At 70.1% G+C, this 25230-nt stretch carries 17 protein-coding genes; 10 read left to right on the top strand and 7 right to left on the bottom strand.

The features are described 5' to 3' along the window. Positions 1–62: 62 nt before the first annotated feature. Positions 63–1118: a TniQ family protein gene (locus tag CRP49_RS35940; protein WP_097257070.1), complete on the top strand. Its 1056-nt coding sequence runs from the start codon at positions 63–65 to the stop codon at positions 1116–1118. 50 nt (positions 1119–1168) lie between these two features. Here CRP49_RS35940 and CRP49_RS35935 read toward each other — a convergent pair whose 3' ends face one another. Together CRP49_RS35935 and CRP49_RS35930 are read right to left on the bottom strand one after the other, a co-directional pair. Then, positions 1169–2233 carry a hypothetical protein gene (locus CRP49_RS35935; RefSeq protein ID WP_143670067.1) on the bottom strand — a complete coding sequence of 355 codons (1065 nt, stop codon included), beginning with the start codon at positions 2231–2233 and terminating at the stop codon, positions 1169–1171. Beyond that, positions 2179–3330: a helix-turn-helix transcriptional regulator gene (locus tag CRP49_RS35930; protein WP_179851859.1), complete on the bottom strand. Its 1152-nt coding sequence runs from the start codon at positions 3328–3330 to the stop codon at positions 2179–2181. Before CRP49_RS35930 ends, CRP49_RS35935 begins: the two co-directional genes overlap by 55 nt. Positions 3331–3757: 427 nt before the next feature. Between CRP49_RS35930 and CRP49_RS35925 the strand changes: the two genes are divergently transcribed. Genes CRP49_RS35925 through CRP49_RS35915 form a run of 3 tightly spaced genes read left to right on the top strand, consistent with a single transcriptional unit; the run spans position 3758 to position 7811 of the window. Further along, on the top strand, positions 3758–4462 hold the full coding sequence (locus tag CRP49_RS35925) for a TnsA-like heteromeric transposase endonuclease subunit (protein WP_143670066.1): 705 nt from the start codon (positions 3758–3760) through the stop codon (positions 4460–4462). Next, on the top strand, positions 4462–6702 hold the full coding sequence (locus CRP49_RS35920) for a Mu transposase C-terminal domain-containing protein (RefSeq protein WP_218892986.1): 2241 nt from the start codon (positions 4462–4464) through the stop codon (positions 6700–6702). Before CRP49_RS35925 ends, CRP49_RS35920 begins: the two co-directional genes overlap by 1 nt. Positions 6703–6725: 23 nt before the next feature. Continuing rightward, a complete protein-coding gene (locus CRP49_RS35915; RefSeq protein ID WP_143670064.1) occupies positions 6726–7811 on the top strand; it encodes an AAA family ATPase in 1086 nt (361 codons plus the stop codon). A gap of 133 nt (positions 7812–7944) precedes the next feature. Here CRP49_RS35915 and CRP49_RS35910 read toward each other — a convergent pair whose 3' ends face one another. After that, a complete protein-coding gene (locus tag CRP49_RS35910) occupies positions 7945–9201 on the bottom strand; it encodes a hypothetical protein (RefSeq protein WP_143670063.1) in 1257 nt (418 codons plus the stop codon). 125 nt (positions 9202–9326) lie between these two features. Next, a complete protein-coding gene (locus tag CRP49_RS35905; RefSeq protein ID WP_097257063.1) occupies positions 9327–10103 on the bottom strand; it encodes a hypothetical protein in 777 nt (258 codons plus the stop codon). 515 nt (positions 10104–10618) lie between these two features. Here CRP49_RS35905 and CRP49_RS35900 point away from each other — a divergent pair. Then, complete coding sequence (locus CRP49_RS35900) at positions 10619–12493, top strand: hypothetical protein (protein WP_097257062.1); 1875 nt, start codon at positions 10619–10621, stop codon at positions 12491–12493. 9 nt (positions 12494–12502) lie between these two features. Here CRP49_RS35900 and CRP49_RS35895 read toward each other — a convergent pair whose 3' ends face one another. Then, entirely contained in the window at positions 12503–12688 is a 186-nt protein-coding gene (locus CRP49_RS35895) for a hypothetical protein (protein ID WP_143670062.1), read from the bottom strand. Between the two features lie 481 nt (positions 12689–13169). Then, positions 13170–14537, bottom strand: coding sequence for a hypothetical protein (locus CRP49_RS35890; RefSeq protein ID WP_143670061.1), 1368 nt, complete (start codon positions 14535–14537; stop codon positions 13170–13172). A 348-nt stretch (positions 14538–14885) separates the two neighbouring features. Here CRP49_RS35890 and CRP49_RS35885 point away from each other — a divergent pair, with 348 nt between their 5' ends. The 5 genes from CRP49_RS35885 to CRP49_RS46590 all read left to right on the top strand — a co-directional run bounded on the left by CRP49_RS35885 (position 14886) and on the right by CRP49_RS46590 (position 21320). Beyond that, entirely contained in the window at positions 14886–16283 is a 1398-nt protein-coding gene (locus tag CRP49_RS35885; RefSeq protein ID WP_097257059.1) for a hypothetical protein, read from the top strand. Positions 16284–16397: 114 nt separating this feature from the next. Further along, on the top strand, positions 16398–17165 hold the full coding sequence (locus CRP49_RS35880) for a DEAD/DEAH box helicase family protein (protein ID WP_097257058.1): 768 nt from the start codon (positions 16398–16400) through the stop codon (positions 17163–17165). After that, positions 17162–19570, top strand: coding sequence for a DEAD/DEAH box helicase (locus tag CRP49_RS35875; RefSeq protein WP_097257057.1), 2409 nt, complete (start codon positions 17162–17164; stop codon positions 19568–19570). The genes CRP49_RS35880 and CRP49_RS35875 overlap by 4 nt, the downstream gene beginning before the upstream one ends. A 167-nt stretch (positions 19571–19737) precedes the next feature. Next, on the top strand, positions 19738–20793 hold the full coding sequence (locus CRP49_RS35870; protein ID WP_097257056.1) for a YecA family protein: 1056 nt from the start codon (positions 19738–19740) through the stop codon (positions 20791–20793). 176 nt (positions 20794–20969) lie between these two features. Continuing rightward, positions 20970–21320: a hypothetical protein gene (locus tag CRP49_RS46590; RefSeq protein WP_143670060.1), complete on the top strand. Its 351-nt coding sequence runs from the start codon at positions 20970–20972 to the stop codon at positions 21318–21320. A 211-nt stretch (positions 21321–21531) separates the two neighbouring features. On the opposite strand, the gene CRP49_RS35865 is transcribed toward CRP49_RS46590, so the two are convergent. Beyond that, entirely contained in the window at positions 21532–25119 is a 3588-nt protein-coding gene (locus tag CRP49_RS35865; protein ID WP_143670059.1) for an NACHT domain-containing NTPase, read from the bottom strand. Positions 25120–25230 lie beyond the last annotated feature (111 nt).

Genomic DNA, 25230 nt, shown 5'->3' with positions numbered 1-25230 from the left:
GGTCGTTGTCCGCGGTGAGAGGCGGGGCGAGAGGGCCCGGGCCGGGGATACGGGAGGCGGGCATGGACGGGGAGGCGGTGCCGAAACCGGTGGGGCTGGAGCCGGTGCCGGGTGAGGCGGCGGCATCCTTTGTCCGGCGGCTGGCCCACCTCAACGGGCTGTCCGTGGGGGAAGTGCTGCGGGAGGCGGGAGCGCGTCGGCCGCCCCGGGAGGTGGATCCGTGGGCGCAGGAGGTGTTCCTCGGTGAACAGGCCGCCGCGCGGCTGGCGGTGATGGCCTGGCGCACGCCGCAGGAGCTGTGCCGCGCACTGCCCACGCTGGCCGCCGGGGCGACGGGGCGCGTCCGCCAGCAGTCGGTGCGGGTGGAGCCCTGGCCCGGTCAGTGGACGCCGCTTGAGCCCTGCGCGGGGTGCCTGGCCCGGCACGACGACCTCGTGACGCCGGTGGTACTGGCCGGTGGCGAGCCGTGGCAGGTGTGCGTGCGCCACGGCCGCTGGCTGCGCAGCTCCGACGGCGGCGGCCCTGCCCAGGTGCCTCTGGCCGGGCTGGAGGAGGTGGTGCGGGCGCATCGGCGGCGCCTTCGGCTGCAGCAGCAGGTGGGACCGTACGCGCGGGCGCTGCTGGCCGATGCGCTGCAGGTGGCCGCGGCCTGGTGGCAGGGCCGCCAGATGGGCTCGGAAACGCTCTGGGCCGGCCGGGAGGCAGTGCTGGGCACGGGGCGGCAGCGATGGGCGGTGCCGCTGGTCGTCTACCCGGAGGCCGTCGTCGTCGCCGAGGCCATGGCCGTGTACGAGCGGCAGCGGCGCTGGGGCCGGGAGTTCGACAACGGTGCACCGGGCTGGGTCTCGCGGCGGTGGATCGCCTTCGTGGGCGAGCGGCTGGGCATGCCCGGCCCGATGGAGCACGGCGGTTACCGGATGCTGCGCCAGTGGACGCTGCGGCATCGCATCACTGCACCGGTGGTAGCCCGGCTGGCCCAGCTGGCGCCGCCGCCCGGCTATCGGGCCGGGCACCTGCCGGTGATGGACCCGCATCACGGTCTGCCGGAACGAGGGGCGTGGGAGGACGCCTCGTGTCTTGACTGGCGGCTGGGCCGGCCCGTGACCGCCCTGGAGTGAGGAGGAGACGGCCCGCGGTGGGCAGTAAGCGCCGCGGGCGGGCGGGGAGGTCACCATGACGGGCAGGTGTCCTTCAGCAGCTGGGCGGGGTTGGTCCCCTCGGCGCAGCGGGCCGTGTACCAGTGCAGGGCACGCACTGCGACGGGGCGGACGTGGCCGGGCGAGATGCCGATCTGGAAGTCGCTGTAGGGGGTGTCGGTGATCTCGGTCAGGTGCGGGGTGCGGGTGGCGTACACGAGGTGGTCGCCTGCGACCGCGAGGGGGAAGTAGCCGCTGCGGGACGTGCGGGCGAGTTTGCGGTGGAGGTTGGCGCGGGCGTTGGCGATGACCGCGGCGCGCAGGTCGGGACGCCAGGTGGGCTCATTCGGGGTGGGCCAGGCGGCGAGCGCGGCCTGGTCGGGCTGGGCGGGCGGCTGGGCCAGGGCCGCGAAGGCGTCCTGGGCGGTGGCGTGAAGGGCGTGCAGCAGGGCCCGCTGCAGGGGGTCGGCCTGGGGCAGGTCGGCCAGGGCGGCCAGGAGGTCGGGGGTCTCCATGGTGGCGGTGATGCCGAGGCGTTCCAGGACGGCCAGGCGGGCCCGGCGCAGGTGGTCGTACCACGGGGCCAGGTAGGGGCCGGTCGGGCCGGGGCGTAGCCAGCCCTGGACGGGTTGTAGCTGTGCTGCGCCCACGCGCAGCGCGGCGTAGGCGACGGCGGGTGTGGTGTGCCAGGTGAGGCCCGTGCCGGCGAAGGCCGGGGGCAGCATCGGGTGCGAGGGGGCACCGGAGAGGTCGACGAGCCAGCTGCCGGGCCGCTTGGTGTCAAAGGGCGGGTGGTGGACGTGGTGGGCCGGTCCGTCGGCGACCCGGATCTCGTTGCTGCCGGCGAGGTGGAGCAGGTTCACCGCCAGGCACACCACGTATGCGCGGTCGGCTTCGTCGGGGGCGGGATGGCGCCACCAGTCGATGTCGGTGTCGGCGAGGGTGTCCTGCTCGGCGCGGTGGCTGGCCAGTTGGTGGCCGGGCGGAGCCTCGCAGGGGGCCGGGTCGACGGGCAGGGTCAGGGCTCCGCGCACCCCCGCGCTCAGCAGGGCTCCGGTGGCGGTGTGGCGGTGGGCGGGCGGGCGCAGGTCGCGCATGAGCTGGTGGCCGCAGGCGCCCGGAGGGCCCAGCGGGGTGCGCACGAGCGCGGTGTACTGGCCCAGGGTGGCGGCGAGTTCGCCCGGGGTGAGCCGTTCGGGCAGGTTCCAGGCGTCGTGGTGCAGGGCCCCCAGTCGGTGACGGCGAGGTGGATGCTGTCGCAGGCGGGATCGCCTGTGCTGGGGTGCAGGCGCATCCAGGGGCCCAGGCCGTCGGTATCGGTCTGCCAGCCGATCGCGCGGGCCTGCTGCAGCAGCGGGTGGTCGCTGCGCGGATGCCGTGCGGGCAGGTCGGGCAGGTCGGCGGGCAGCGCCAGGCGGGCGCGGGCAGTGGGTGTGAGCACCAGCAGCGGGGCGGGCGGCAGGGCTTCGCGGCGGACGGGGGCTGCGCCGAGCGGGGTGTTCACGGCCCAGGTCAGCAGCCCGTGCAGGTCGTCGGCGGGGCAGGGCCGGGTGCGGCCGTCGGCGAGGTGGGCGATCAGCCCTGACGGGCCGGCCTCGAGGACGGCGAGGGGGCCGTCGGAGATGCCCCTGGCCTTGATCGGCGGATAGACCAGGCGCACCATGGGGCCGGGCGGGCTGGGCGTGCGCTGTGACGACAGTGCAGGGGCGGCAGCGGTGGGCCGTGCAGGGGCCAGCTGGGGTGCGGGCGGGGCGGGTTGAGCCTTCCTGGCGTCGGATGCGGGGCAGCGGGTGCCCAGGTGCTGGGGGTGGCCGCCGACGCGGTGGTACGTGGGCTGCTGGCAGCGGCGGCACGGTGCACCGGCTGCCGCCAGGGTGGGGATCTCGTGCCGGAGGGCGCCTAGTGCTGCCCAGTCCGGCGTCTGGGCGGACGAGGGCTGTGGCGCAGCGGTGCCCTCCAGCCGGGAGTCCAGAGCGGTCAGCAGGTGGCGGTAGACGGCCGCGTTGTCGCCGCGCGGGGTGGTGCCCTGTTCCCAGGCACGGACGGTGTCCTCGCTCACGCCGCAGGCGTCGGCGATCTGGTGCAGGGAGAGGCCGGACTCGCGGCGCAGTTTGCGCCGTTGTGCCGGCACGGGCAGGCCGCCAGACGTCGGTCCCGGCTCTGGGATGGCGTCGAAGTCGAACAGTCCGTCCACAGTTGGATCGGCTCCCCCACTGGTACTTGGTCTCGGATGCGGCACTGCTGATCGGCAGACGCGCTTGGCAGCGCAGCATGCAGGAATCCGCAAAGGCATGCGTCACGCGCAAGAACGTTTCGCTGGCTGTCGGCCTGCGAAGACGGTGCGGGAGCGGGCCGAAAGTCTGCCCGTTCGAGCGAGGCGCGCGGCGGGCGTTGCCTTGCGCCCCCCTTTCCCAGCCCCCGGGGGGCGGTCTCACCTGGCACAACGGGTCGTTCGACCGTGTGATCGACCGGCGCGCAGGCGGCAGCGCACGCTCGCTCGTTCGAGGGTGTTCGACCCGGATCACTTTCCCCGCACGCAACGGACGGCCACGGTGATCGGCATCGCCCGGATCGATCACACGGGCGATATCCGTGCTTTCGCCGTCGTGGAAGGTGTTGCCGTGGCTGAGGTGGTGTGGGCGCAGTTCCTGTCCCCCGCTGGGCGGCTGCTGGAGAAACCCGTGAGCCAGGTCCGTCAGGAGCGGCTAGAGGAACGGGCCGAGGTGTGGAGACCGACGCGGTATCGGGGCCGGCGGGCGATCGCCACGTGGTGGCGGTCGGCCGGACAGGCCCGGCACGCTGGCTGCGCCAGCCTCGGTGCCCTGGAGGCGGCGCTGTCTCTGGAGTTCGATCCGCAGGTGGTGTCGTTCGCGGGTTGGCCGGTGCGGCTGTCTTGGGCGGGCAGCACGGAGGGCTACGTGCCGGACTTCTTCGCCCGGCTGGCCGACGGGCGGGCGCGACTGCTGGTGTGCCCTGCGGGCGGGTGGGAGGAGACCGCGAGGCTCCTGGAGGCGGCCGACGAGCAGGCCGGCTGGGAGGTGCGGGTGCATCCGGGCACGGATGACGCGGCCGCGGCCGCGAATCGGCGGCGTCTGGCCCGCTACCGGCATGCGCGGTTGGCGGATGCGGACACCGCACGCGTGCTGCACCAGGTGTTCGCCCGGCCGCGCCCGTTCGCCGACGGGATCAGGGCCAGCGCCCTGCCCGAACTGGCCACGGTCGCCCGGGCGTTGCACCTGGTCTGGACGCGCGAGCTGCTCATCGACTGGAGCGCCCCATTCGTGCCCGCCCGCTCCCTGGTGTGGTCGCCGCAGGGGGTGCGCTGATGGCGGTGCACGCGCCAGACCGGCCGGAGGTCGTGGCGGTGGGCAGCGCCGTGCACTGGCGCGGCGAGACGTATCTGGTGGCGGCGCTGCAGGGCAGCAGCGTGCACCTGCTCAGCCGGCAAGCCGACGGCGAGGACGCCGTCGTACTGCTGGATGCGCTGCACCGCTCCCCCGGCTTCCGCGTGCTGGACGGACCGGACGCGCCGGCGCACGACGAGGTCCCCGCCCCGCCGTCGGCACCCGCGCGCCGGCCCCTGGGCGGCGCGGACCTGCTCGACGGGCTCCCGGACCTGGCCCGCCAGGAGGCCGACTTCTGGCTCGACCATGTACTGGAAGTGCACACGGGACTGCCCGGATTCGCCGCCCCGGGCACTGCTCCGCGTCCCTGCTACGACCCCGAGCGCACCACTCTGCGCGACCGGTATGCGACCAAGGCCGCCGAACTGTGCGCGGCGCATCACCAGGTGTCGGCGGCCACGGTGGAACGCAAACGGCTGGCCTGGCTGGAGCAGGGCGTGTGGGGGCTGGTCGACAAACGGCGGGTGCGCGGTGGAAGCCGGCACGGCCGCGTCGACGAGCAGGTCGTCACGCTGCTGCGGAAGGTGCACAAGCGGCAGGAGAAGAAGTCCATCGGGACCAGGTCACGGCTGTTTGAGCTGCTCAGGAGGGCGTGCGTACGGAAGTTCAAGAAGCGGGCGGAACAACTGATGCCGTCCCGGGCGACGTTCTACCGGCTGCTGGACCGGCTCGGGATCGTCTGCGGAAAGCAGGCCGCCGCCCGGCGCGGCGACGGCAGCCACCGCCCGGATCCGCCGTTCACGCTGGCCATGGCCACGACGCCGGGCGAGCAGGTACAGATCGACACCACCTCGCTGGACGTGCTGGCGCTGGATGAGACTGGACGCGTCGTCTCGGTGGAGCTGACCGCAGCCATCGACGTGGTCAGCCGGACGATCCTGGCCGCAGTCATCCGGCCCAAATCCAGCGGCACCAAGACCAGTCCCAACTCCCGCCGCCACGGCGGCCGGGCCACCAAGGCCGTGGATGCCCTGTTGCTGCTGGCCGAGATGTGCACCCCGCAGCCGATGCGCCCGCACTGGTCACTCAAAGCGGCCGCGAAGGGCTCGGACCTGCCCTACGCACAGCTGGTCGAGACCGACGAGCGGATGGAAGGCGCGGCCGCCCGGCCGGTGATCATCCCGGAGATGATCATCATGGACAACGGCAAGGTGTTCGCCGGGCGAGCCTTCATGGACGCCTGCGCCCAGCTCGGCATCTCCGTGCGCCCGGCCTGCACCAACTCCCCCACCCACAAAGCGATCATCGAGCGGACCTTCGGCTCGGTCAAAAGCCTCTTCAGCCAGTTCCTGCCCGGCTACACCGGCAAGGACCTCACTCACCGCGGCAAGCACGCCGCCAGTGAGCGGCTGTGGCGCATCGACCAGCTCAACGACTTCCTGCAGCAGTGGATCGCCCTGGGCTGGCAGCAGCGCCCGCACGAGGAACTGCGCAACCCGTTCCTGCCGTCCATGCCGCCGCGCACCCCCAACCAGGTGTTCGCCGCCCACGTCGCCAGCAGCGGCTACGTCCCCCTCCGGCTGAGCGCCGAGAACCGGCTGCGGCTGCTGCCCACCGCCTGGGTGAGGATCACCGACAAGGGCATCCGCCTGAACAACCGCACCTACGACAGCCGCACCCTGGGCGGCTACCGCAACAGCCGCTCGGGCTGGCCGGGCAAGGGCCAGCGGTGGCCGGTGCGCTACCACCCCCACCAGCCGGAGAAGGTCTGGCTCGAGGACCACCGCAACAACAAGTGGGCGGAAGCCGACTTCGTCTACCAGCGGCTGATCGGCGACGCCTGGAGCGAACACGTCTGGGATCAAGCCACCGCCGCCCACCTCGACAAGGGCGGCCACACCCGCGACGAGCCGGCCATCGCCCGGCTGGTGCGCTCCCTGCTGGAGCGCGCCGGCCGCGGCCCCTCCCGCACCGCGACGCCGCAGCAGGCCCCCGTCGAGCGCGGCATGCACGTCGGGCCGGCGCCGGTACAGGACCCCTACCGCGGCATCCCCGCCCCCGCCTACCACAGCGTCGCCAGCCTGCCCGTCATGGACATCGACCCGCGCGAGCTGTGCGCGCCGGCGGTGCGCCTCGCGCTGCCCGGCAGCCAATCGGGCACGCCCCAGCCGGGCGATGGCTGCAGCCACAGCTCTGATCCCGCATCCACCGAACAGTCCTAGCTCTCCTTCCCCGTCTGTGAGCGGTGGCCGGCGCAGATGCCCCGCGCCTGGCACCGCCGACTGCCCCAAGGACGCTTGCCGTGTCGTTCCCTGAAACCCCTGACGTCACCAGCCGGTTCCTGCCGCCGACCACCCGGCTGGGCTGGCAGGCCCAGCTCGACCGCGTCATTGATCCGCCCGACCTGGCAGCCTGCCCGCAATCAGAAGACCCCGTCGGACCCGACGATCCGCGCCTTCGCTACCACGCCACGATGCGCACCGTGCAGACTCCGGCGCTGAAGAAGGCTGTCGCCATCGCGCGGCGGCTGTGGCTGGTGGGCGGCCCCCGCAGTGAGGGTCCGCTGCACCTGGCCGTCGACGGGCCGGGCGAGACCGGGATGACCACGGTGCTGCGGCAGATCGGCCGAGCCTACGAGGGCATCATCCGTGACCGGCTGCCTGCCGATCCCAAACGGATCCCGGTCATCCACATCAACACCCCCCTGGCCCCAGGCAGCAAACTGGACATGTCGATCCCGTTCGCCGAGTTCCTGGGCCACAAGCACACCAAAGATCCCGAAACCAGCCAGCGCAGCACCGACATGACCGGCCCCGTCTGCCACGTCATGAAGACCCGCGGCACCCGCCTGGTCCTCGTCGATGGCATCGACCGGCTGGACAACTCCGAACTGAAGACGGCCTTCGACTACTTCGGGTACATCGCCGCCGAGTGCAACGTCTCCTTCGTCTACTGCGGGCCCGGCTCCCGCGAGATCGTCAACGAGACCCGGCGCGGCAAGCGGCCTGAACCGCCCGACGGCGGCGCAGGCGGCATCCCCACCCTGGCGGTCAACCCGATCCCTTACAGCGCCGACGACTACGACCTGTTCCACCAGGTCGTCAAGGCCCTCGACCAGGACTTGCGCCTGCACCACCACCGTCCAGGCGACCTGCTCAAACTCGCAGCCCATCTGCACCGTCGAACCGGTGGTTACATGAAGCCGCTGTCCTATCTCGTCTGTCAGAGCGCGCAGGAAGCTATCGAGACCGGCATCGAGGCCATCACAGAGGAACTGTTGGACAACCAGCTGGTGGGCTGCTTCGACGACGATCCGCTGCGGCCATGGTGACAGAGCAGCGGATCGCGCCGACACGTGACGCAGGCCCGCCGGTGCAGGAGCAGCTGCCCGGTCGGCCGGCCGCTCCTGCACCGGAAGCGCCGGCCGGGCGCCGTAGATGCGGCGCCCAGCCGGTGCGGCGCGGTCAAGAGGGCGGCAAGGCGCTGCGATTCGGGCTGGAGAGGGAGACCAGGAGTTCGCGATGACTCCTGTACAGCCTCGCCGTCTGCTCATCCTGTCGGCCGCGGGACCGGTCGAGCACTGCCAGGTGGGGACCGACGAGGTGGAAGCCCGCGGTCTGTACGAGGCGGCCGACCGGCGAGTCCATCTCGTCAACGCAGGTGGCGACCACCCGGCAGTCCCGGCCGAGGACCTTCAGGGCCTGGGTGGTGAGGAAAGCGCCGAGCCCGAAGCCTCGCCACGCCGAGTCCAGCTCCACGTTGAGCAAAAGCAGCAAGTCACCGTCCTCTCTGACGCCCAGCCGGTGAATCGGACTGTGCGGGTCGTCGACAGCGTCGAAGGCGGCCTCCGCGGTGAGGCCGGCGCGGAACGCGTCGTCGTCGGTGCCCAACAGTTGGGAGTCTTGCCTCCAGCCGGTTTTCACCAGGAGCTGCTGGCCGACCTGCCCCAGGTCCTGTTCTGCCTGGGAAGCCCCTTTCGGCAAGCGGTGGTGCACGCCCACGTGCCAGTACTGGATGGTGTCCTCAGGCTCGCAGGACGGCAGGCCGCCGGTGGTGCAGGAGAAGTCCAGGATCAAGTGGTCCGGGGAGCCGGGAAGTTGCAGGGGGTCGATGGGGCCGATCTGCCGGGCGGCACTGCGGCTTGTTGGGGCCGGCTTTTGCTGAGGCTGAGCTCTGACGCTGCGCAGGAGGCGCACTTCGTCTTGGCGGATCTCCTGCTCGTGCTCGTCGTAGTCCCAGTCCTCCGCGGTGTCGGGGTCGGGCAGGTGGAGCCACTCGGCGAAGTAGCGTGCGTGCTCTGCTGCCGGGATGCCGACGGCGAGCGCGGCCTCCATCAGCTGCCGCATGGACTCGCTGCCGCTGTAGTCCGCGTAGTCACGGTCCATGCGCAGGCCCTCGGCGACCATGCGGGTCTCTTCCCTGACGGCCACTGCGCCCGCGGCGGTCACATGCGCATCGCACAGGGTTCGATGCCAGTAGACCTCGTCGCCGCATCCGGGCTGCCGACACAGCTGGTACACCCGGGACCAGTAGCCGTGGCCCAGCCGGAAGCGCCGGGCACGCTGCGCGATCTCGGCCAGGACGGGACCGTGGTCGCCGTGGCTTTCCAGACGCAGGGACCTGTCTTCCAGGTCGCTGCCGGAGGAGGCCAGGAGGTCGGCCAGGCCAAGGAGGCTGTCGCGGGCCACGGGGACGCCCAGCAAGCTGGAGGTGTAGGTCATCGTACCGCCCTTGCACCGGTGGACAGGCGCGTGCAGGGCTTCGTGGAGGAGCTCCCACACGGAGAACGCGCGGGATGCGTCGGGGTCGGGTGCCGGCGGACATGAGGCGGGCCGGGGAAGGGCGTTCACTGAGCCGGTCCTTTGCGAGCGTGTGCGATGGCCCAGGCGTGGTCCATGTTGGTACAGGGACAGTGCGAGCACGGCTCGCCCCGCCCTACCTCGCCGGGGTGACACGTCCAGTCGTGTCCGCAGGCGCACAGGATGCCGCCGTTGGCGGCGGAGAGGAAGCAGATGTTGCAGGCCGCACTCTCCGGCTGGGGGCTCTCGGGGGAAGAAGAAAGGAGCTGTTCGGGCAGGTGCTCGAGCAGCTCCCACGGCAGGGCAGAGCGGCCCTGGTTGAGGATGATCTCGCACAGCTCGTGGTCGAGCCAGGCCTGGCCGGGATCGGTGGTGTTGACGATCAGCCAGTTACGGAAGCCGGTCGGCGCGTCGTCCAGGAGCGCTTCATCTCCCTGGTCTGCTACCTCTAGGACGTGGGCAAGACGGGAGGCGAGTTCGGCACCGAGTTCGTGGCGGTCCGTCGCAGCCTTGCGCGCGTGCAGCAGCACGCTGGTGCCGCGCGGCTGGACGACGAGTTCGTCTGGGAGATCGGCGCCGGATGCCCCGGCCACGGGAGTGCTGTGCCAGGGGCAGGGCGCGGTCAGGCAGCTGGTGTACCAGTGCGTGAACGTCATCGGGTCGGCGGTCTGGCTGCTCCATCCCCAGTCGACCACGCAGCCGCACGCCTGCTCCAGCGGCGTCCAGGCGATCTGCGCCGCGCGGGTCCTGGCGCTGCGGCGCTGGCTAGCGTCGTGCAGTCCGCGCAGCTTGTGGCGTGGCTTGTTCTTCTTCGTACGTCCCATGGATGCCCCCTGCTTCGTCACGGAGATCACCGGCCCGTGTGACTGGTGTTGTCTCTCCCCCAGGGCAACGACCGATGAGACGAAGAGCTGTGGATGCTCGCTATTTCGTGTGATGGTCGAGCATTTACGCGATCCGGTGGGCAGGCATATGACGCACTCCCTGGGCAGGATCCGCTTGCGCCGGCCGTCCGGGGCGTCTGCGTGGGGTGACGTCGCGTCAACTCTCCGCTGTAATCATGGGTTGACGCTCCAGGGAACCCCCTTCATCACCACCGGTGGGATGCCTTGTCACCGCGGGCGCGTCGGGGCCGTGCGTCGGCAGCGGTGTCGTGGCGGCGGTCTGCTCCGCCGGAGGCGACCGCGCGGTGCCCGGGCCGGAAGGCCACGCCCGAGGACGCAGGTCCGCTGATCATCCGTGCGGATGAGATGCGGCGGCACCCGTCACATGCGGCGCGGGCCGTTCGTTGGTGCCAGGGCATTCGGCCATGCGGGCCGGGGCGGAGGGAGTATGCGCGGTGCGTCGGCGGTCTTTCAGAATCGAGCGGCACGAATTCCGGGTTCAGGACTCCTGGGTGGGTCAGGTTTTCACCGGCGTGGTGACCTTGCTCGTGGGGTGTTCCGGGTCCGGGAAGTCGACGGGTTTTGAGTCGCTGCTGTATCCGCTGGGGCTGAACAGCGGGAAGATCATGCATGCGGTGCGGTCGTGCACCCAGGTCCGTCTGGTCTTTTGGGTCGGCGACACACGGTGGCAGGCGACGCGGCCGGCTGTGCACCGCGGCGGCTATGTGTGCTTCGAGAATCTCAGCGACCCGACGCTCGGCGAGGTGCGCCGGCCGGTTACTCGCGGGCGCGGCGGCGAGCAGAGCGCCAGCGAGTTCGTCATGGAGCTGTTGGGGATCCCGCTCCTGGGCAGCGGCGTGGGCCGGGTCGGGCTGGCCGAGGTGGAGCGGTGGATGGCGCTGCGGCAGTCCACCATTGCCACCGCCTACCTGGGCGGAGGAAGCGACGCGGTCCGCCGGTTGACGGGGCGGGTGCTGCTGGGCCTGCACGACGAGCACATCGACGCCCTCCAGCAGCGGTTCCAGGAGGCCAAGGCGGCCCACGCACAGGCGAAGGCCTCGGCCGCGGCGATGCTCGCGGCGCGCCGGGGGGCCGGGCTGCCCGGCCCTATGGACTTGGAGGCGACCGAGCAGCTGTGGAAACAGGAGCACGCGGCCGCGGCCGAGCGGGCGCAGCACGCTCAATCGGAGCTGAGCAGGCATCAGCGGCATGTGACCGAGCTGGACAAGCAGCGCGAGCAGGCGAGGGCAGGGCAGCAGTCGGCGCGGCGCCACACCGGCTCGGTGGAGGAGCGGCTGCGACAGGCCCAGCGCGATGAGGGCCGTCTGGAAGGCCGCCTGGAGGGGCTGCGGCAGCAGGCGTCCGTGCCCCAGCACTGCCCGCACTGCATTCAGGTACTACAGGTCGACGGTCTGCCCGAGGGCCACTGCCGGGTGTGCAAACAGCAGGATCCGCTGTATGCGCAGCGGCTGGCGGACCGGTCAGCCCTTCTCGCGGAGGCGGAAAAGGCACTCGCCTCGGCACGGCAGGCCTGCGCGCGGTTGGAAGGCGAGCTGGCCCGGGCGCAGGAGACGGAAGACGCCGCGCGGGACACGGTGCGGGCGGCCGAGCAGGCGATCGGTGACTTCACGCGTTCGACCCTGGACCCGTGCCGGGCTGCCGCCCTGACCCACGAGAAGGAGGCCGCGCACCTCGCCGGGCGCCTGGAACAACTCCAGGAACGCATCAAGGAGGTCGGGGTACTGGCAGCTCTGGAAGCCGAACGCGACCGGCTGCTGGAGGAGAAGAATCAGGCGCACGAGGTGTGGAAAGAGGCGGAGAAGAAGCTCGCCACCGAGCTCAAGCAGCTGGTGGAGCAGTGGTCACGCCACTTCCTCACCCGACTCAGGGCGGTCAACCCCGATGTGCGCCATGCCCACATCGATCCGGATACGTTCTTGCCCCATGTAGACGGGCTGGCCTTCGACGACCAGGCGGTGGCCGGCGGACCGCAGACCCTGGCCAACCTGTGCGCCATGCTGGCCCTGCGCGATGTGGCGCGTGCGGTGCCGACGGTGCTGCTCCCGCTGTTCTTCATGGTCGACTCGCCGCTGAGCGGTCTGGGTGGACAGGGGCTGGACGGGCAGATGGCCGAGCGGCTCATGGAGCAGCTGGCCGACGCGGCTGCCGACGCGGATGCGGACGCGGATGCGGATGCGGACGGTACGCCGATGCAGATCATCGCCGCGGTCAACGATCCCCTGGCCCGTTCGCTGACCGGGGTGCGTGAGATCCGCTTGGATCGCAGCAACCGCTACATCCCCGCCCAGCTGGAGGTTGAGGCAGCTTGACCGGCAGGGTCAGTAGGGTCGGCCGAGCGAGTCTTCGCGTCCGTCGGCAGGCTCATCCACCAGCCGACGCGCGGCGCGGGAGTCGTAGTCGGGGGCCAGCAGGCGCTGGATGTCGGTGACGTACTCGGCGGCCGACCGGCCCTCGGGCGCCGCCAAGACACCGTCGTGGACCAGGTTGGCGGACGCGACCCTCATCGTCGGCACGGTCGGACCGGACCAGCCGCGGAGGTCGGGCACGTCCACGGTGGGTGCGCTGCCCGATGCGCGCCAGGCGGCCTGCCGCAGCTGGTGTTGCCGCTGAAGGCACGGTGTGTCGCGAGATCGGCCAGGACCCGTGCCGTGGTGTCCGCCGCCAGCCCCGCTCAAGGTCCGCCAGCGCGTCGCACGCTGCACACTCCTGGGGCAGCTCGGCATCGCAGCTGGCGGCTCATGGCTTCACATGGACAGCCAACTGGGAGACCGGACACGAAGACGTCCAGAGGCTGGCAAACCGTGTCTTCCCGCAGTTCTCGCGGGCCGCAGCCGACGCACACGGCATTCTGGCTGAACGCTGGCTGTGGCCTACCTGCCGAGGCGGGTCCACACGTTGCTCGGCTCCCAGAACCGATCACAGGCGGGGCCGGTCCTCGCCCGCGCCGCCCCTTCGGCTTTCGCCCCGCCCCTACCGGGCGGGCACTCAGGGGGCGGCCGGTCGCGATGTCACCGTGGCGCTCAGGTAGTGGGCGTACTGCTCTTCGGTCAGTCGCTGTCCCGACCAGCCGCTGCAGAACGAACACCTGGGCCCGTTCCACCGCCAGAATTCCTCCAGCTCCAGCAGCTGGGAGAGGGAGATCCGCTCCAGGTGCGGGCCCAGAGACCTCGCGTGCTGGCAGGCATCGCCCACTCCATGGGAGCGGCCCACATACCGGCCGTGCAGGTTCGATCCGTACACCCACACTCCGGCCAGCGGACCCAGCTGGCTGGGATCTGCGCGGAAGGGGCCGACGTCGAAAGAGTCAGCGGAGAACGTGATCGCGTCGGCAAAGGCCTTGTGCAGTCCGAAGTGGACGTCTTGGATCTGCGCACCCAGTTCTCGCAGATCCGTTTCGCTCGTCACTTCGGCGGCCAGGGCCAGCGCTGTTCGCTTGTCGCGGCTATCCCACCCGGCTTGCTGACAGCGGCCCCGCAGATAGATCAGGGTGTCCTGGGCGCGCACACTCCCGATGGTCGCCAACCAGTCTTCCCGCGCCTGCAGTTGCCGGTTCACCGCACGACCCGCGCGCGCTGCCGCGGGTGCCGGCTCGGGCTCGGGCTCGGGCTCGGGAAGGATCGTGAGTGCGGCAGCTTGTGAACGGTAGGCCCGTGCAAGCTGGAGTAGTTCATTCCGCTTCTGGGTCAGCAGTTCGCCCGGCTGCCGAAGGGCGGGATCCAGCAGGTAGATGCCGTTCTGGAAGGGGGTGAATCCGATGCTCTCCCACAGTGCGGCGATCTTGCGGCGGGCTTGTTGCCGGTAGGACTCGGACACCTCCTCGCGGTTGTCGGGCCACTCGGCCATGCCGGGTTCGGCGGCTACCGCGCAGCAGCCGCCGGACAGGCGCCGGATCGCCTCTGCCGCAAGGACGGGACCGAGCCCGAAGCCGCGCCACGGCTTGTCCAGGAAGACCCGGTCGAGGATCAGCAGGTCCCCGACCGGGCATTCGATGGCCTCGTCGAAGGCGTCGGTGTACTGCCCAGTCCGAGGGTCGAGGACGGTGGAGGCGATGGATTCAAGATCGCCCGACTCCGCGTCGGCGGCCTCCCACCGGTTGTCCGCGGTGTAGTCACGCAGCCGGCACAGAAGCAGGTGGCCGATCTCCGTGCCCTCCTCGATGGCCTGCTCGCAGGCCTCGCTGCACCCCTGGGGGCATTCCTCGTCCTCGGTGTGGAAGAGGCGCACCGAGACGTGCCACTGCTCCAGGGTGTCCTCGAAATCGCAGGGCTCGATGGGATGGTCATGGGTGTAGACCAGGCGCAACCGGCTGGGGTCGCCGGGCAGTTCGCGTGCTGGACGGCGGGATGCAGTCATGTCTGGGGAGGGTAGCGGGCAGGTCTGACAGCCACCGCGGAGACGACCCAGGATGAAAGACCTGCGCCCATCCGAAGCGCGTGTGACGCGGGCACCCTGCGGGCTCCTGTGCTGGCCTGACGGGGACAATGATGCTGAAACGCCTTACACAGACACGCCGACCGGCTATGGTCTTCACGGACCCGGGTTGTCGATCGTATCGACAGCACCAGTCACTTGCCGATTCTTGTGCTGTCCGGAGATGCGGCTGTACCGCGCCTACCAGCAGCTTTCCCTGTCGTATGCGGTTGGCCCGTGGCCGGCCGCGGTCGTTGGAGTGCTCCTGTGACAGCCCCACCGGTTTCGGCCGTGCCCCGCACGTTCTTCTGCGAGCACGCCAGCAGCAAAAGCCGCGTCCTTGTCCTGCTGGCCCACGCGAACGGGCCCGTGTGCGTGCAGGCCGTGTTCACCTGCCGGGATGCCCACGCGGCCCAGCACGCGGCCCGGTTGCTGTCGTCCGCCGCCCTCGACGGGGCCCTCACCGAGCGGCAGGAGATCACGGCGCACAAGATCGCCACGGCGCTGCCGGACGCCCCGGCAGCATCCTTCCGCCAGGCCTTGGAGCACGCTCGGGCCGGCGTGTGGCCCACTACCGCCACCGCATTGTTCTCATGGCCTGTGGACGACCCGCTCGAAGAGCCGGCGGAGGACGAGCCCGAAGTTCCCCTCTCGGCTACCCGCTCACCCAAGGACGCCCGGCTGGCCGACCTGCCGGGCCCAGTGGTCCGGGTGGTGCAGTTGCGTGAGTTCCACGTGTACGACCAGGCCAAGGTGCTCGCTGCCGCGACGGCCGGCGGCTGGGAGCCGTTGCCGGATGAGGAACTGGGCGAGGACGATCCGCACGACCTCGTGGGCGCGGTCATGTTCGCTGCGGAGACCACGGGAGAGCTGCCCGGCATGGACTGGCTGACCGATGCCCAGGAAGGCCAACTGCTGCTGCCCGCACGCGGAGACGAGGTCGCCGACTGGTCGACCGAACCCGTCCGTATCAACTTCGGTACTGGCTGGCGGCTTGAGCAGGCCGCCAACCCCTATGGGGCTTCCCCGCGAAACCCCGGTGCCACTGCGGCTGTGCTCGAGGAGCAGCCGGACTTCGCCTCGCTCTTCGCCCTGCCCGCGGCATGCGACTGCGAGGAGGAGGACTGCCAGAAGTGCCACTGGACGTTCACGCCTCGCACGGCCGATCTGCTCTTCAGCGCGCTGGACGAGCTTGCTGAGGCGGCCTACGACGACGCCGCCGAGTTGGGTGAGCGTCCCGTCACCCAGGACGATGACGGTGCGTGGGGCTTCTTCTCCCGTCTGCCCCAAGTGACGTGGCGCCAGAACATGCAGTGGCGGCGCAACCTGGCCCGGGCCTGCGACGATCTGGCAGGCGACCTCCGGCGCGGTACCTGGCCGCGGCCCTCCTGTGCGGCCGAGGAGATGGTCTTGCACCTAGCTCTCGGCGATGCGCCCGCCCACCTGGAAGCCGACGACAGCGCGCATGCGGCGCTGCCCAAACACCGTGACGACTACGACTTTGACGCCTGCTCGGACTTCTTCTTCCAGGACCACGACGTGCTGTGGCTGTACGACAGCAAGTACAGCTCCGATGAAGCGGACGACGCGGGAGCCTCCTCCTCCCCGCCCGCCCTGCACCCGGACAACTGGTTCGAGGACTTCCTCAACGTCCCCCGACGCTCTGCCGAGCGCGGTCACCGCCGCTGAACCGCGAGCACCGTCCCGCTGCGGGAGCCGCTCCCGTGGCCCCCGCATCCGCCTTGCTTCGCCTGCCCAGCCACCACGGGCCAGTATCCAGATCTGCAACGGAGAGCCCCTCGTATGAACGTGAACACGCAGCCCGTGTGGACTGAAGAGAGATTCGAGCGCAACAAGGTCCGCCAACTCCTGGTCCCTGGCAGCGCGTTGGATGTCACGGACGAGGACGGGCTACTGCGTGTTTCAAACGTCTACGGCAGCTGGCCCGCGGAGCGCACGGCGGTGGAAGCGGCCGACGGGCTGACGGCCGTGCTGCCCAGCCGCTCCGGCCGGGATGTGCGCTGGCAGGGCAGCCGGACGGCGCACTCGCCGGAGGCGGTGGTCGAGTCGTATCGGGAGGCCATCGGCTTTCGTCCGTACGACGAGCCGCGCAGCCTGCGCCGCCCGCAGATCGGTGCCCTGCACGCGGTGATGGGCCACTGGGCCTCGGGGCTTGCCGATCCGGGCATCGTGGTCATGCCCACCGGCACCGGCAAGACCGAGACCATGCTGGCGCTGCTGGTGGCCGCGCGGATGCAACGGCTGCTGGTGCTGGTGCCCAGCGCCGCTTTGCGGGACCAGATCGCGGGGAAGTTCGAGACGCTGGGCATCCTGCAGCGGGAGGAGATCGTCACGCCCGCCGCCTTGCGTCCGCGGGTGGGCCGGCTCGAGCACGGGTTCAAGGACCCGCACGGGGCGGCCCGGTTCGTTCGGGCATGCAACGTCGTCGTCGCCACCCCGCAGATCCTGAACAAGAGCGTGGGAAATGTGCGGATGGCACTGCTGTCGTCGTTCTCCCATCTGGTCGTGGACGAGGCGCACCACTCCCCGCGGACACCTGGGCGCGGGTGATCGATGACTTCTCCGACCGTCCGGTGCTGCTGTTCACCGCCACCCCGTTCAGGGAGGACGGGCGCCGCCTGCCTGGCCGTACCGTGTTCCGTTTCCCGCTGCGGGAGGCCCAGCGGCTGGAGTACTTCAGACGCATCAACTACCGGGCGGTGTTCGGCACCGATGACGTCGACCGGGAGCTGGCCGAACTGGCCGTGGGCCAGTTGCGCGCCGACCGGGAAGCCGGACACGACCACGTGCTGATGGCGCGCGCCGAAAGCATCCCGAAGGCGGAAGAACTCGGTGCGCTTTACCGGGAGTTGGCGCCTGAATTCAATCCCACCGTGGTCCACCAGAAGGTGGGCGTCACGCGCCGCAAGGCGGCCGTGACGGCGCTGCGAACGCGCGAGTGCCGCATCATCATCTGCGTCGACATGCTCGGCGAGGGATTCGACGAGCCCGCCCTGAAGATCGCGGCCATGCACGCGGCCCGCAAGAGCCTGAGCCCAATGATTCAGTTCATCGGCCGGTTCACACGGGCCGCTCACGGCCTGGGCGAGGCCACCGTGTTCGTCGCGCAAGAACCGGGCGCCGGCGCCTCACCGCTGCGCCGCCTGCTGCGCGAGGACGCCGACTGGAACCATCTGCTGCGCGACCTGACCGACCGCGCCACCCTGGCCGCGGAGGAGACCAGCGCCTTCGACACCACCTTCACCGGCGCGCCCGAGGACGTGGCGGTCAGCGTGCTGGAGCCGAAAATGAGCGCGGTCGCCTACCGCGCCGCCACCGCCGAGTGGAGGCCCGAGGCCGCCCTCACCTTGTCCAAGGACAACGAGCGCGTCCTGGACGACGCCATGGCCCTGGGCGGCGAGGACTCCCCCGTCGCCTGGTACGTCATCGAACGCCGCACCCCCGTGCGCTGGGGCGCACCACGGGAACTGGAGCAGGTCGTCTACGAGCTGATCGTGCTCTACTTCGACACCGCCCGGCGGCTGCTGTACATCCACGGCTCGGAGAAGTCGAGCACCTACAAAGACCTGGCCGAGGCGGTGCTGGGCGAGGACTGCGAACTGATCAACGGCAAGCGCACCTTCCGGGTGCTGGCCCGCCTGGACCGGCTGGTGCCCACCAACGTGGGCCTCAAAGACGCCCGCGACTACTTCACGCGGTTCTCCCTCCACGTCGGCAGTGACGTCTCGCAGGGCTTCACCACCGCCCAGGAGCACAAGAGCCAGACCCACATCGCCGCGTCCGGTTTCGACGACGGTGACAGCGTCTCGATCAGCGCCGCGCACTCGGGCCGGTTCTGGTCCCCCACCACCGCGCCCAGCCTGAAGGCCTGGACCGATTGGTGCGACGAGCAGGGCACCAAGCTGCTGGACAGCACCATCAACCTGGAGCAGGTCGTCGACGGATTCATCATCCCCGAGGACATCACCGCACGGCCGCCGTACGCGCTGCTCGGAGTGGAGTGGCCCTGGCAGGTCTACCTCGGCTCCCGTGACCGTTACACCCTCACCTACGACAACGTCCGTTATGCCCTCACCGACGTGGAGTTCGAGGTAGACGACTACGCCCCCACCGGTCCGTTCCTTTTCTCCCTGACCACTCCCGCCTGGCGGGTGGCCTACCAGGCCGACTACGACGCCAAAGGGCTGGTCTACCGGCCGCGGGAGCAGGACGCTGTCATCGTCCGCAGCGGTCCCACGGCCGAGCCGCAGCCGCTGGAGGAATGGCTCAACGCGCACAGGCCCGACCTGTTCCTGGAGGGCGACCGCCTCATCGACGACGAGGGCAAACTCATCGCCCCGCGCTACACCCGCCGCCCCTACGACCCGGCTCTGCTCACGCCGCTGGATTGGCGAGGCGTGGACCTCAGTAAGGAGTCGCAGAAGCCGGTGCGCCGGACCGACTCCATCCAGTACTACATGTCGGCCCACCTGCAAGCCACCGGCTCCTTCGACGTCCTACTCGACGACGACGGCTCGGGCGAGGCAGCCGACCTCGTCGGCCTCAGAGTCGAAGGCCGCTACCTGGATGTGACGCTCGTGCACTGCAAGTACTCCTCCAAGCCCGCTCCCGGTACACGGCTGAAGGATCTGTACGAGGTGTGCGGCCAGGCCATGCGCGGCGCCAAGTGGCGGCGCCACAACGCCCTGCCCTTGCTGGATCATCTCCACGGCCGGGCCGTCCAGTACGCCCGGCGCACCGGCGGCGTCTCGCCCTACGAAGTCGGCGGGCCCAAGGAGCTGTTCGCCATCCGTGACCAGGCCCGCCTGCTGCGGCCGCGCTTCCACACGATCATCGCCCAGCCCGGTCTCCAGGCCCGCAAAGCCACCGACGAGCAGCTCCTCCTGCTCGCGGGCGCGGAGAAGTTCGTGCGGGACACCAGCGCAGGCGACTTCACCGTCTACTGCAGCCGGTAGCTACACATGGGGCCGCGCAGCGGGGCAGCAGGCGCTGTCCGCTGCCGTCCTGCGTGCCGACCCGGCGGCTGCTCGTGGGCCACGGCTCGCCAGGCGCAGGCACGGGTGGCCCCGGAGAGGTGCAGGGCTCGCATTTCACCTCTTTGTGAGACGTCTGGCGGTTTGCCATGCATGATGACTTCTTGTTCGTAGGCCTGAGCGTGGATCAGGCCGAGTGTGAGGGGGATGAAGTGAGGCACGCACCGCAGGGGACGATTGAGCTGCCCCGCAGGATGAGGCATCTCGAGGTCGACCGCCGCGGCTATCCAGTGATTGCGACGGTGGACCGCAGCCCGAAGGAGGTGAACTTCGGCGGCATCAGCGAGCGGCGGAAGCTGGCGCTGGCCACGTTCGACTGGTGCGCGGTGTGCGGCATGCCCTTCGCGGACGAGCTGCGCTGGCAGATGGTATTCCAGGACGGGCCGTTGCCGTCCTCTGTCATCAGCGGTGAGGCGCCGGTGCATGAGGTGTGCGCACTGTACGCGGCGCAAGTGTGCCCCTACCTGTTCTCTCCTCACTCGCGTCTGGGAGACGAGATGCGCAAGGGAACGGTGCGCGAACCCGTAGTGCGGTTCGCGGGCTTTGAGTCCACCAGCGCGGTGACCGCGTTTGAGTCGCAGCTGCAGCCCGGCGTCTACACCCTGCACTTCGAACACCGCGGTCAGAGGGACGAGTTCTCCTACCGCACCCCGAACGAGATCCGCGGCCGGTTCGCCGATGTCCTGGCGCGGGAGAAGGATCTGCCGGTCAGCGATCCGGAAGGCGTGCTCATCCGGCTGTTCAACCGGCTGGACGAGGAAGGCGAGGTGGCAGGCGCGGCGCTGGTGGCGGGGGCCGCCTTCGCCAAGGACATCTTCGAGGTCCAGGGATTTGGCCCGTTCCGCGGCAAGCACTATCCCACGGTGGCCGGGCTGATGCTGAAGGGTACCGAGGAGGAAATCCGTGAATTCTCCAGCGGCTCCGGCGACGAGGCATTTAGTGCAGTCGGCCCCTGGGTGCTCGAGCGGGCCAGCCAGTTGCCCGCGCCGCTGCAGCGCTGGCGGGCCCGCGGGCAGGGCATGGTCCGCCGCCCCGGCCCACCTCCGCCTCAGGGGCCCGGGCGCAGCGTGGCCAAGAACGCGCCCTGCCCGTGTGGATCGGGCCGCAAGGCTCGCCGCTGCCATCCTTCCGGAATGGCCAGCTGACGTCGTCTCGCATAGCTTCCCGCCTGGATAGTCCACCGCGGGCCGTGTCAGACCGGTGCGCACTCTCATTCACCGGACTCGGTGTCCCCTGTCTGCAGCACGATGGTGTACCGCTCCAGGCCAGCGCGTCGTTACAGGCATACAGGTGTCACAGACGTAGGACGGAGAGGACAGCCATGTCGTACGGCGGAGGACCGAACTGGCCGATGATCCGTGCCAAACAGCGTGCCGAGAGCGAGGCCAGCGATGCTCGTCGTCGCAGCGCGGAGCTGCAGGCGTCGGCAGCCGCGTGGCAGGCGAAATTTGAGGCGCTGGCCGAGCGCGTACGGGCAGCCGCGGATCGTGCAGGTGGGGGGCACCAGCAGGAAGATGGTTGTTTGTGCCGCTCCTGCTGGGATGCCGTGATCACCGAGATCGTTGGGGAGCCGCAGGCCGGTGGGACGGCCACCGGGCCTTCCGGCAACTCCGCTGGTTCGTTCTCCTTCGCGGACCTGTTCGGCCGCCCCACCCCACCCGGGCGTGGCTGACGAGTCCCAGTGGGCGTCTCCGGGCTGGCCGCCGTGCCGCCCCCGGCCGGGCCAACGACAGCGCCTGCGCACTGTCCCGCGGCCTTGCGTACGGGCAGTCGTCTGGCGATACCCAGACCCGGACGGTGTCGGCATGCCGTCAACTTGGCGTTCCGCTGGCGAGGCGCCGGGAGCCGGGACGGCAACGGACACGTGCACTTGTGCCGGCCCGTCACTGCTGCCGCCAGCGGCGGGTGACGAGGTTCAGTTCGGCGAGGAGGGTCTCGTCGCGCACGATGGTCTGCAGCCAGTCGACATCGGTGGGGCGCAGGCGTTGCCGTCCGTCACGGGTGAGTGTCTTCAGCAAGGGTTCGGTGTGTTCGGCGAGCCAGTCGTCGGCGCCGAGGTCGCGGGCCAGGCGGAGCAGGTCGACCACGGCTTGGGCTGGCCTGGGGTGGGGGATGCGTTCCAGCAGGGTGATGCCTTCGGTGAGTGCGGCCTGGCCCGGTTGTTGGTCGGTGGCGTGCCACATGGTGCTGGTCTGGGCTTCGGTGAGCAGGCACAGGAGTCTGGTCCGTGGGTCGCCGCCGGTATCGAGGGCGGGTGCGTCGGGGCCGAAGCGGCGTGTGATCCGACTCAACTGGTCGTGCGGGATGTCTGGACGTCCGGCGAGGTCGTTGACGCATTGGGCGAGGACCAACCAGGTGCGGGCGGACAGGCCGCCAGCGCTGGTGAACTGGGTGGTGGTCAGCTGGTCGAGGATGTCGATGACGGTGGTCGCGGGCAGGTCGGCGGCGGCGTGGAGCAGGTGGCGTCCCAGGATGTCCGCGGCCAGCAGGCGCTGGTCGCCGGAAAGGCTCCGCAGCATCAGGAGGAGTTCGGCGTAGGGGGTGCCGGGCGGCCATGGATCGGTGGCGGGCCGGTATAGCAAGGAGATCAATGCGTGGGCGAGGGAGAGACTGCGTGTGCGGTCCACTCCGTGGTAGGTCTCCAAGGCAGTGGGCATCCAGTGCAGGACCGGTGTCACGGCGTGCAGTACGTGCTGTGCGCCAAGGTCGTAGGTGAAGACCGCCGGCCGGTACAGGGTGGCCGGGGCGGCGCCGTCGCGATAGTGGAAGGTCTCCGCTGTGGTGTCGTCTCGCGTGGCAAGGTGAACGGCCCAGGCGAGTTCGTGTTCAGACCGGTGCGTGGCCAGCCCCACGTGCAGGTCCCTGTGGCCGGTGGCAGGATCGGTGAAGGGCTTGACGGTCAAAGTGCGGGTGAAGGCGTCCCAGGACCCGTCGCTGAACTGCGAGCGCCACAGCAGGGTGTGACGGCGCCACCGGTCGGCCGTGTTGCGGGTGCCCACAACGGTGGAGGCGCGGAGCGTGGAGTGGACCATGACGGCCAGCAGAAGCAGGTTTGCGCTGTAGACGGCGTCTTGCTGGGTGCGGTGTGTGGGGGCGGGGCGGTAGGGCACGTGGGTGCGGTGGTGAGTGTCGCTGGATGCCTGGTTGAAGAGGTTGGTCAGTAGCGTGGTCAGGTGCTCGCGCTCGGCCTGGGTGAGGCGGGTGAGTTGCTCGCTGGTGTTGCGTACGACTTCGGCCCGGTCGGTGAGCGGGACGTGGGAGAGCAGCGCGTACAGGCGGCCGTCGTCGACGGGGCGGTCGCCGTCCAGGCTGGTGGTGGCCAGTAGATCGCGCAGTTCGCCGGTGACGAGGCGGGTCAGTAGGTATTCGCCGAAGGTGGCGTGCAGGAATTCGTAGGCTCTGCGTTCGTGGCCGATGACGATTGCCTGGGCTTCGTGGATGAAGAAGAAGCGGCCGAACAGCAGTGGCGTGGCGTCGGAGGCCGCAGCGTCGAGCAGGGCTGCAAGATCTTGTTCGGCATCGGTGGCGGTGATGCCTTGGCGGTGACGGTTGAACATGCCGATCGCGATGACGGACAGGCGCTTCAGTTCGTGTGCGACGGCGGCGGCTTCCGTGTCGGAAGGCAGGGCGTTGTGTTTGGTGACCTGGCGACGGACGAACTCGGTCAGGAGCCGCTCGTACAGGTTCAGGCGATGGATGTCCTCGCCGTGCAGGTGATGCAGGGCGTTGTCGGAGGCGTCGTAGAGGGCGAGCATGAGCAGCAGCAGCGGCTGGCCGGCGAGTTCTTCGTGGCGGCACACCACATCCCACGTCAGAGGCTGCAGGGCGTGGGCTGAGAAGTAGCGGCGATTGGTGGTGTTCCAGACGTGGAGCCAGCCCCGGATGCGGTCTGCATCGAAGGGTTCCAGGCGGATGACGGTGCTGAGATGAGGAGTCAGGGCCTGGTCGGCGACCACGGTGCGGCTGGTGACGATCACGATGGTGGGGCGTGCGTGGTCGGCCTCGCGTTGCTGGAACTGCTGGATGCTTTGCAGGTAGGTGAAGTGGCGGGTGGGATCCATGTGGTCGGCCGCGGCTTGGAGCAGTTCGTCGAAGCCGTCCAGGAGGACGACTCTGACGAGGTCGGCGTCAGGGGCGGTGACGTCGGGCCAGGGGATGCGGCGGCCGGTGGAGCGCAGCAGGGCTTCCTCGAGCTGTTCCTGGATCGCCAGGTCGGCGGGCAGGTGGCGCAGTTCGATGCGCTGGCAGAGGAATTCCGCCGCAGGCAGCCGGGCGGCGATCAGTTTGGTCAGCAGCGATTTACCGGATCCGGGGTGGCCCAGGATCAGCAGTGGCGCACGAGTGGCGTCCTCGGTGAGCAGATGGGCTGCGAGGAAATCTTCCAGGTCGTCCCACAGCGGCTGGGCTTCCCACCAGTCGTCACGGGCCAGGGCGCGGTCGCCTGAGCGGCCGGCTACACGGAAGGCGGGGTTGATGTAGCCGGCTTCCAGGTCGGGGATGCGCGGGCCCGACTCCTCGACCTGGGCAAGGGGCGCACGGAGTTGCTGCTGGTGCGCTGGGGCGGGGGCGCTGTCGTCCTGGGCGAAGGTCTCCAGTAGCCGGGACAGTCCGGCAAGGCCCCGGCTGGGTGAGGTGGCCGGTGTCACGGTCTCGGGCGGGTTGATGGCTTCTGGCGGGTCTTCCGTTTCGGAGGTCAGGCGCAGTTCGGGGCATTCCCATGTCGCTTGGGCCAGCAGGGCTTGGTAGCGGCGCCAGGCGCGGTGTGCGAGCTTGTCCGGCCGTTGGCCGTCTACGCCGCTTTCGTCGCAGACGGTGTCGGCCGCGTAGGCGTAGGCGGCGGCGATTTCCGCGCGCAGGTCGGCGGAATGCCTGACTCGCTGCGATCCCAGGGTGACGCGCTCCAGTTCGGCCACCACGTCGGCGGTGAGGTCGCCCTGCTCGTGCCCGAGTTCTGTCGTGTAGTAGATGCCTGAGGTGCCCAGGGCCTCGCAGAACGCCGTGACCAGGATGACTAGATCGGCCGCGCGCAGCAGGGCGGTGCGGGTGGTGGCGCAGCTGGCTCGTACCCGTTCGGCGAATCCTTCCAGCACGGCGTTCAGGTCGGTGATGATGGCGCCGTACAGCTTCAGTGGCTCCAGCAGTTCTGCGGCCAGCCGGTCGAAGCCCTTCCTTTCTCCGATGAGGACGTTCACGGCGCTCAGGAAGTCGTCGGGGATGGTCTCGGCGTGTGGCGAGGCGGGCGGTTTGGCGGCGCGTGGTAGCGGTGGCGCCTGGCTGGCGTCGGTTTCCGCCTCATGGTGGCGGTGGCGCCAGTAGGCCAGGTCGGGGGTGAGCCCGGACGGTGGGGTGGTGGCGCGTTGGTGGCAGTACTCCACGATGCGGGCGACATCGTCCCAGGGGGGCAGGGTGGAGCGGTGCCCGTTAAGCAGCATGGAGATGGCGGCGGGGCTGCGGTTCACGGCGCGGGCCAAGTCGCTTTGCTGTATGCCGCACTCGCTCACCAGGCGTCCCAGCAGCTTGCAGAAGACCGCTACCGGTCCCGAGGTCTCCCCCACCCTCACGTACCCACCCCCGCCGTTCAC

Origin of the sequence: Streptomyces sp. Ag109_G2-15 (assembly GCF_900215565.1) — a bacterium.
Lineage (GTDB): Bacteria > Actinomycetota > Actinomycetes > Streptomycetales > Streptomycetaceae > Streptomyces > Streptomyces diastatochromogenes.
This window is presented reverse-complemented; position numbering and strand designations above follow the sequence as displayed.

Excerpts from the sequence above, each read along its gene's own strand:
- CRP49_RS35920 (WP_218892986.1), top strand. The coding sequence starts at position 4,462 with ATGGCGGTGCACGCGCCAGACCGGCCGGAGGTCGTGGCGGTGGGCAGC.
- CRP49_RS35940 (WP_097257070.1), top strand. The coding sequence starts at position 63 with ATGGACGGGGAGGCGGTGCCGAAACCGGTGGGGCTGGAGCCGGTGCCG.
- CRP49_RS35880 (WP_097257058.1), top strand. The coding sequence starts at position 16,398 with ATGAACGTGAACACGCAGCCCGTGTGGACTGAAGAGAGATTCGAGCGC.
- CRP49_RS35935 (WP_143670067.1), bottom strand. The coding sequence starts at position 2,233 with ATGCGCGACCTGCGCCCGCCCGCCCACCGCCACACCGCCACCGGAGCC.
- CRP49_RS35890 (WP_143670061.1), bottom strand. The coding sequence starts at position 14,537 with ATGACTGCATCCCGCCGTCCAGCACGCGAACTGCCCGGCGACCCCAGC.
- CRP49_RS35910 (WP_143670063.1), bottom strand. The coding sequence starts at position 9,201 with ATGACCTACACCTCCAGCTTGCTGGGCGTCCCCGTGGCCCGCGACAGC.
- CRP49_RS46590 (WP_143670060.1), top strand. The coding sequence starts at position 20,970 with ATGTCGTACGGCGGAGGACCGAACTGGCCGATGATCCGTGCCAAACAG.
- CRP49_RS35870 (WP_097257056.1), top strand. The coding sequence starts at position 19,738 with ATGCATGATGACTTCTTGTTCGTAGGCCTGAGCGTGGATCAGGCCGAG.
- CRP49_RS35905 (WP_097257063.1), bottom strand. The coding sequence starts at position 10,103 with ATGGGACGTACGAAGAAGAACAAGCCACGCCACAAGCTGCGCGGACTG.
- CRP49_RS35895 (WP_143670062.1), bottom strand. The coding sequence starts at position 12,688 with ATGAGGGTCGCGTCCGCCAACCTGGTCCACGACGGTGTCTTGGCGGCG.